Origin of the sequence: Kaistella sp. (assembly GCF_032060305.1) — a bacterium.
In the GTDB taxonomy this organism is placed as follows: domain Bacteria; phylum Bacteroidota; class Bacteroidia; order Flavobacteriales; family Weeksellaceae; genus Kaistella; species Kaistella yananensis.
This window is the reverse complement of the sequence record NZ_DAMBHK010000004.1, coordinates 33,741-40,640: the sequence shown is the minus strand read 5'-3', so window position 1 is coordinate 40,640 and position 6,900 is coordinate 33,741. Positions and strand designations below refer to the sequence as shown.

Here is a 6,900-nt window from a genome sequence, read left to right as displayed (position 1 = left end):
GAGTGAAATTGAGGATTTTGAAGTGACGAGTTTTAATTTCTCGGGTTCGCCCCAAATTCCGCCGCCGCTACCGTTGTCCGTAATTTTTGCAACAATTATATTTTCACCCACTTTCAGAAGATTTTGTGGAATGCTGTAAACCCGTTCTGCATTGTAGGAGTTCTTGGTTCCGATTTGTATTCCGTTGAAATAAGTAATGTCTTCGTCATCAATCTGTGAAAGGAACAGGGTTGCATTTCCACCAAGATCTTCCTGAGTTAAAATCACTTTTTTTCTGAGCCAAACAATTCCGTCTAATCCTTCAAAACCTTGGTCTTCCCATCTTTTTGGCTGGTAAATTTCAGGGAGTTTGGTATCATCAAAATCATTCTTCAGATAAAATGTTTCATTGAAATCCAAAGTATTTATCTGATGCTTTTTTTGAAGACCTGCTATTTTCGAAGCTGTAGAAAATTCTGTTAAAGAATCCAGAGAAATTTTCGGCATTTTTGAAATCATGTCCCGAAAATCCACCGAATTTTCAAACCCATTTCTCGGAATCCAGGTTTCCACATTAGTACCGCCCCAGGAAGAATTAATCAATCCTATCGGAATTTTAGTTTCCCGGTACATTTTCTTTGCGAAAAAATAAGCAACACCCGAGAAATTTCCTATCGTTGAAGCGTTTGCAATTTTCCACTCCGTTGGCGCAATATTTTTCTGAGGTAAAGTGTTAATGGCTTTTTCAACTTTAAGATGTCTGATGAGAGGAAAATTCTGTTGAATTAATTCATCCTGAAAACCATCAACTCTGGCAAGATTCCACTCCATATTGCTTTGGCCGCTGCAGAGCCAAACATCACCGATTAATATATTTTTTAAAACAATTTCGTTACTGCCTGAAATTTTCATTTCAAACGGGCCACCAAATTTTTCTTCATTTAAAATTACTTTCCAGTTTCCGGAAGCATCAGTAACAGCCGTTTTTAGCTGATTTTTAAATGTAACCGTAACTTTCTCATTGGGCTCAGCAAATCCCCACACCGGAATTTTCGCATCTCGCTGCAAAACCATATTGTGTGAGAAAAAATGAGGTACAGAAACAGTTGCCGTAAATAATTTTACAGCAAAAAAAAGTAATAAAATGATGATTTTCTGCTTCATAAATCAGGATTTCTAAAAAATATACGTTGCTGCAGATTTTCCCGGAATTGTAACTGCGGCAGAGTTTCCTTTATATTTCAGATTGAAATTTTCAGCGTTTTCGCTCTCATTCTGAACGATGAGCACGGTTTTACCCAAAGGTGTTACAAATGCTGCTGTAGCAATGTTCTCCGTTTGTGTTGAAGCAATTCTAACAGAATTCTGTGGTACAAATTTCGAAGCATGTCCGATAATATAATAAGCGACATTTCTGGTGAAATCCTGGGAAGAATTAACTGTAATTGCCCCTTTACATTCAGTACATCCGCCCGGTGTGTGCGGCTGGAACGCGGCATCATTTGCTAGATTCCACTCCAAGGCGATTTTACTCCAGTTCCGCATGGAGCCGATGATTACGTTTTTTATGTGCCAGTTTAAATCATCTTTGAAATTACCTTTAGAACCCGTCCACTGTTCGGTGAAATAAAGATTTTTGTCGGGATATGCATTATGAACCGTACTTAAAGCTGAAATATCGCCTTCGTAAAGGTGAAACGCAGATCCGTCTATATATTTACGTGCTTCAGGATCATTTAAAATATTGATGGCATATTCTGGCTTATTGCAATTGTGATCATACACAACGATTTTCGTGGTAACTCCTGCTTTTTTAAACTCCGGGCCCAAATGATTTTTAATGAAATCTTTCTGCATTTCGGAAGTCATTAAAAGACTTGGATTATTACCGGGATGCAAAGGTTCGTTTTGAGGTGCAATTGCGTCAATTGTTATTCCCTCTTTTTTCATTCCCTGAATATATTTCACGAAATATTTAGCGTAAACTCCGTAATATTCAGGTTTTAAACTTCCGCCAATTGAGCTTCCGTTGTCTTTCATCCAAACTGGCGGCGACCAGGGCGCTGCAATAATTTTAATTTTGGGATTGATGGCGAGAATTTCTTTCAGCATTGCAATTAAATCTTTGTCTCTTGCCAAAGAAAATTTCTCCAGATTTAAATCTGTTTGTCCAGCCGGTAAATCGTTATAAGAAAAGACTTCGGCATCCAAATCTGAAGCACCGATGCTTAAGCGCAAGTAACTTACTGAAATCGAATTGCCGGAATTGCCAAAGATTTCATTTAAAAGTGCTTTTCTTTTGTCGGCTGAAAGTGTGTTAATCACCTGAACGCTGCCACCGGTAAGGGTGTATCCAAAGCCGTCAACAGTCTGAAATTTTTGTGTATCATCAATTTCAATGATTGGAAAACTGTTGTTATCTGTAGAAAACTGAAGAGAATTCTGCTGCTGCAGTTTTACCGAACCATCACCTTTTGTGAGCCAATATTCTATATTTTTTGCTCCTGAATTTTCGGTTTCTGTCACCACTCTATTCCCGCAGGAAATCAATGAAAAAAGTGCCACACCGCTAAGTGCAGCACTTTTTAGAAAAGAACGATTTGATTGTATAATCTTCATCATTAATATCCTGGATTTTGGGTAAGGTTAGGATTATTATCAATCTGGGACTGTGGAATTGGCCAGAGTAAACGCTGCTGGGTTAAATTTCCTGCGAAACTTAAGATGTTTCCGTTCCCGTCTTTACGGTTTTTCAGAATTTCCAGGGCTTTGCCGGTTCTTTTAAGATCAAACCAACGCTGACCTTCGAAAGCAAGCTCCAGTTTACGTTCGTGTAAAATTTTATTGATACCGTCTTCAAGACCTGAAATGGTAATATTTCCTAATCCAGCTCTGTTTCTCACCTGGTTTACCAATGCTGCAGCTCCGGTGTAATCACCCAATCTTACTTTTGCTTCTGCTCTCAGCAACAACATGTCCGCATATCTTAGGATGTAAATATTCTGGTTTCCGCTAGTATCTCTCTGTTTCCAAGCAAACGGATAATTGCTGCTCGGCCAGTAACTGTCGGCCCAACCTACTGCCTGAAACTTTACCGAAGAAGTTTTTCTCACGGTATCTCCCTCATCATTAAAGGCTTTTACCAGGTCATTGGATGGAGTGTTGAATTTTTTCCAGTCATCACCGGTGAACATAAATACACCCCACCACCAAATACTTCCGCCATTTCCGTTGATTTCGAAAATAGATTCGGCATTAGCAGTATGATTACCGTCGAACAAATGATCATAATTCGGTAAAAGGCTGTAGCCCTGACCCATCAGTTGATCTGTGTACTCGACCACTTTTGCGTAATCAGGAACTGGTTTTGTGGCGTGTACCTGTGCCAATAAAGCCAGAGCAGCACCCTTAGTCACTTTAAATTTGTCTGCGTTACCTGGCAAAGCTGGCAGTGCTCCTTCCAGATCCGACAGAATAAGCGCATATACATCGTTCACCGGTTTTCTTGCCGGATAAACCTGCGCATAAACTTCATCGAAAGTTTCGGAAGTAACGCCTATGACTGCTTTAGTAACTAACGGAATATCACCCCAAAGCTGAACTGCGTGGAAATAATAAAGTGCTCTCATCGTTGCTGCTTCGGCTTTCATTTGTGCTTTCCGGGAGGCAGTAAGTGCGGGATCTGGTACATTATCTACATAATTCAGGATCTTGTTACAATCGTTGATCAGACCATACAGATAATTCCAGTCGCGATTTACATTGCTGTTGGTTGCCATAATGCGGTATTCTGCCTGCTGAATATTCTGCGGATTGTCTCCACCTACATAAGCAACATCCGACTGGGCATCACCATTGAAAAAATAATCCAGCTGCCAGTATTCGCTGCCTAAGCCGTTATAAAGCGTTTTCATTAAATCCTCTGCTTCAGCTGCCGTTTTGTAGGGCGTATCACTTAATTCTATAGCACGGTCTGTTATCGGTTCGGTATCCAGATAATCTGAGCAGGAAGTAGTTCCTAAGGCAAGACCGGTTCCTAATAATAGATAAAATATGGTGTTATTAAGTTTCATTGTGTAAATATTAATAATTAAAAATTAGCTTTAAGACCTAAAATTACTGTTCTTACTTGCGGATATGTTCCGTAATCGATTCCCAGAACACCGTTTGTTGTAGCAAATGCATTCACTTCCGGATCGAAACCTGAATAATCGGTCCATGTCACCAGATTTTGTCCGGTAACATATACATTTAGTTTATTAAGACCTTTAAAAGGATTATTGAAGTTGTACCCCAGTGTGGCCGCTTTCAGTTTGATAAATGATCCGTCTTCGATAAAGCGGTCTGAAATTACCATCGCTGAAGAGGAATTTGCTCTTGGAACATTTGTAATCTGTCCCGGCGTCGTCCACCTGTTTAAAACAACTGTAGACTGGTTTTTGAAATCATTCATCAATTCTAGCTCAAACCTTGATGCGTTGTAGATATCGTTTCCTTGAGAACCGGTAATCTGTACGTCCATGTACCAGTTTTTGTAGGTGAAATTATTTGTAAAACCGAAAGTGAAATCCGGGTTCGGATCACCGATGAAAGTTCTGTCGGCGGTATTGAATTCACCGTTTCCATCAAGATCTTTGTATACAATATCTCCCGTTTGAGGATTTACCCCTTCCATTTGATAGCCAAAGAAAGAGCCTATGGGCTGGCCTGCAGAAAAACGAACCAAATCACCCATTCCCTCAATACCAATCCTGTCGATATTCGGCATATAAGCTAAGCTGTTGATATTACTTTTGTTAAACGAAATATTAAAATTCGTATTCCAGGTAAAATCGTCCCGCTTAATGTTGATGGTATTTAAGGTAAGCTCCAGACCTTTATTTTCCATTGAACCTACATTTCTCAGAATATTGCCGATTTGTCCCATTTTAATCGGCATAATGAGATCATCTGTAGTTCTTTTATAAATATCAGCAGTTAATCTGATTCGGTTGTTAACAAAGCCTAAATCGAGACCGAAATTGGTATCTGTGGTAACTTCCCAACCGATATCACTACTCCACTGGTAAGTAGACCAGGTACCGTTTTCGCCAGCTTGGTTCAGTCTCTCAAGATTGTAATGCGCATAAGGAGGGATTCCTGAGGCGTTACCTGTTTTACCCCAGCCTCCTCTAATTTTTAATTCAGAAATTACTTTACTGTCTGCAAGGAAATCTTCGTTAGCAACATTCCAGGAAGCAGAAACTCCAGGGAAGAATCCCCATTTCTTATCATCAGCAAGAGCAGAACTGCCGTTGTAGCGAAATACCCCCATTACTGTATATTTGCCATTCAGCGTATACAAGGCTCTTCCGAAATAAGAAAGTTCTCTTAAAATTTCTTTTCTGAAGATTTCATTTGGATTTTCGGAAAGTTCGTAAACAAATTCTCTTAAATCCTGTGGGAAGCGGTTACCCCAATAATATTGCCCTTGTACATTTCGTTCATGCAACTGAAAACCTCCCAATAAATTTAAGTCGTGAGCATCAGACTTAATAGTGTAATTCAATGTGTTTTCAAAATTAAAGTCCTGGAAAAGATTAAAGGTTTGGCTTCCCGTACCTCTTTCCTGGCGGCCGTAAACAGATCTGAAAGGATCAATAAACCTGTCATTCACACTGTCGATGACATCGAGAGAAACACTGGGTTTCCACACAAGATTTTTTAAAAGATTCACATCAAGTCCCAGATTCTATAAAAACCTGTGAGTATTTGTATTATCTAACCCTCTGTACTGAAAAGCTACGGGATTTTCCCAACCAGCCGTAAATGGATTCATGGCAAACTGCCCGTCTTTGTATCCATCGATATAATTTCCGTCGGCATCTGTTTCTCTTACCTTTAACTGATTAGCGTAGGCAGGCATGAAGGTTGGTGTAGTTAACGTACTTAAAATTACACCTGCTCTTGCTCCAGCAGCGTTATCGTTTGTGTTTTTCAGTTTTGTATTGATGTAATTTAAACTGGCGTGCACTTTCAGCCAGCTCGCTAATTTAGAATCTAAATTAATTTTGGCAGAAACCCTGTCGAATCTCGAAGGATCTACAATCCCATCAATTCCCTGATAGCCTAAAGCGGTATACGTTCTCAATTTTTCATCACCAAATGAATAATTGATGTTATAATTCTGGTCAAAACCTGTCCGGAAAACTTCGCTTCTCCAGTCGGTATTAATTCCTGCATATCTTGGATTGTCTATAGTAGCCACATACGCAGGATTAATTTCGTTCATCAAAGCTCTATACTGTTCCGGATTCAATACATCTACGTTATTAGCGGCCTTTGAAACACCCCAATACGCGTTGAAATTAAGTTGCGGCTTGTCGTTTTTTGCTCTTTTGGTAGTAATAATAACAACTCCTGAAGAACCGTTGATTCCATAAATAGCGGCAGATGTAGCATCTTTAAGAATCGTTAAATCCACAATATCATCCGGATTAATACCACTAATGTCATTAGTTTGTATTCCATCAACCACGTAAAGCGGATTTACACCAGAGGAAATGGAGTTGTTACCACGAATTTTTACATTCAAAGACTGGCCGGGTTTACCGGAGTTCTGAATTACATTTACGCCGGCAGCATTTCCCTGTAAGGCCTGTCCAACATTGTAAATCGGGCGATTCTCAAAAACATCAGCTTTAATGTTCTCAATAGCACTGGTGGCATTTTTCTTTTTTACAGATCCATACCCAATCACCACTACTTCTTCAATTTTCTTTTCTTTCAAGGAATCTGTAACCTGAGCGTTAACTCCAACAGTGAAATAAAGAACGGCGATTAATCCGAGACTTTTAGAATAATTTAAATTCATTTTATATAGTTTTTGTTATCTCAATTTGAGACAATAAATGTAAACTTTTTTTTAATACAATAATTATT

The 6,900-nt window shown here is 39.2% G+C and carries 5 protein-coding genes; all 5 read right to left on the bottom strand.

Translation table 11 applies throughout. The annotated features are described in order from the left end of the window. Positions 1–1,143: sialate O-acetylesterase (locus V5N63_RS01165; protein ID WP_332032256.1), on the bottom strand; the 1,143-nt coding region annotated here is incomplete at its 3' end. 12 nt (positions 1,144–1,155) lie between these two features. Beyond that, positions 1,156–2,601, bottom strand: coding sequence for a glycoside hydrolase family 30 protein (locus V5N63_RS01160; protein ID WP_332032254.1), 1,446 nt, complete (start codon positions 2,599–2,601; stop codon positions 1,156–1,158). After that, the gene (locus V5N63_RS01155; protein WP_332032252.1) at positions 2,601–4,052 is read right to left on the bottom strand and encodes a RagB/SusD family nutrient uptake outer membrane protein; all 1,452 of its coding nucleotides are present in this window, start codon (positions 4,050–4,052) and stop codon (positions 2,601–2,603) included. Before V5N63_RS01155 ends, V5N63_RS01160 begins: the two co-directional genes overlap by 1 nt. 17 nt (positions 4,053–4,069) lie before the next feature. Further along, positions 4,070–5,707, bottom strand: a complete 1,638-nt coding sequence (locus tag V5N63_RS01150; protein ID WP_332032291.1) for a SusC/RagA family TonB-linked outer membrane protein — start codon at positions 5,705–5,707, stop codon at positions 4,070–4,072. Positions 5,708–5,710: 3 nt separating this feature from the next. Then, positions 5,711–6,832 (bottom strand): TonB-dependent receptor plug domain-containing protein, encoded by a 1,122-nt coding sequence (locus V5N63_RS01145; RefSeq protein WP_332032250.1) that lies wholly within the window; start codon positions 6,830–6,832, stop codon positions 5,711–5,713. Positions 6,833–6,900 lie beyond the last annotated feature (68 nt).

Bases quoted from the DNA above. Each gene is read 5' to 3' on its own strand.
- V5N63_RS01160 (WP_332032254.1), bottom strand. From the start codon at position 2,601: ATGATGAAGATTATACAATCAAATCGTTCTTTTCTAAAAAGTGCTGCA.
- V5N63_RS01155 (WP_332032252.1), bottom strand. From the start codon at position 4,052: ATGAAACTTAATAACACCATATTTTATCTATTATTAGGAACCGGTCTT.
- V5N63_RS01145 (WP_332032250.1), bottom strand. From the start codon at position 6,832: ATGAATTTAAATTATTCTAAAAGTCTCGGATTAATCGCCGTTCTTTAT.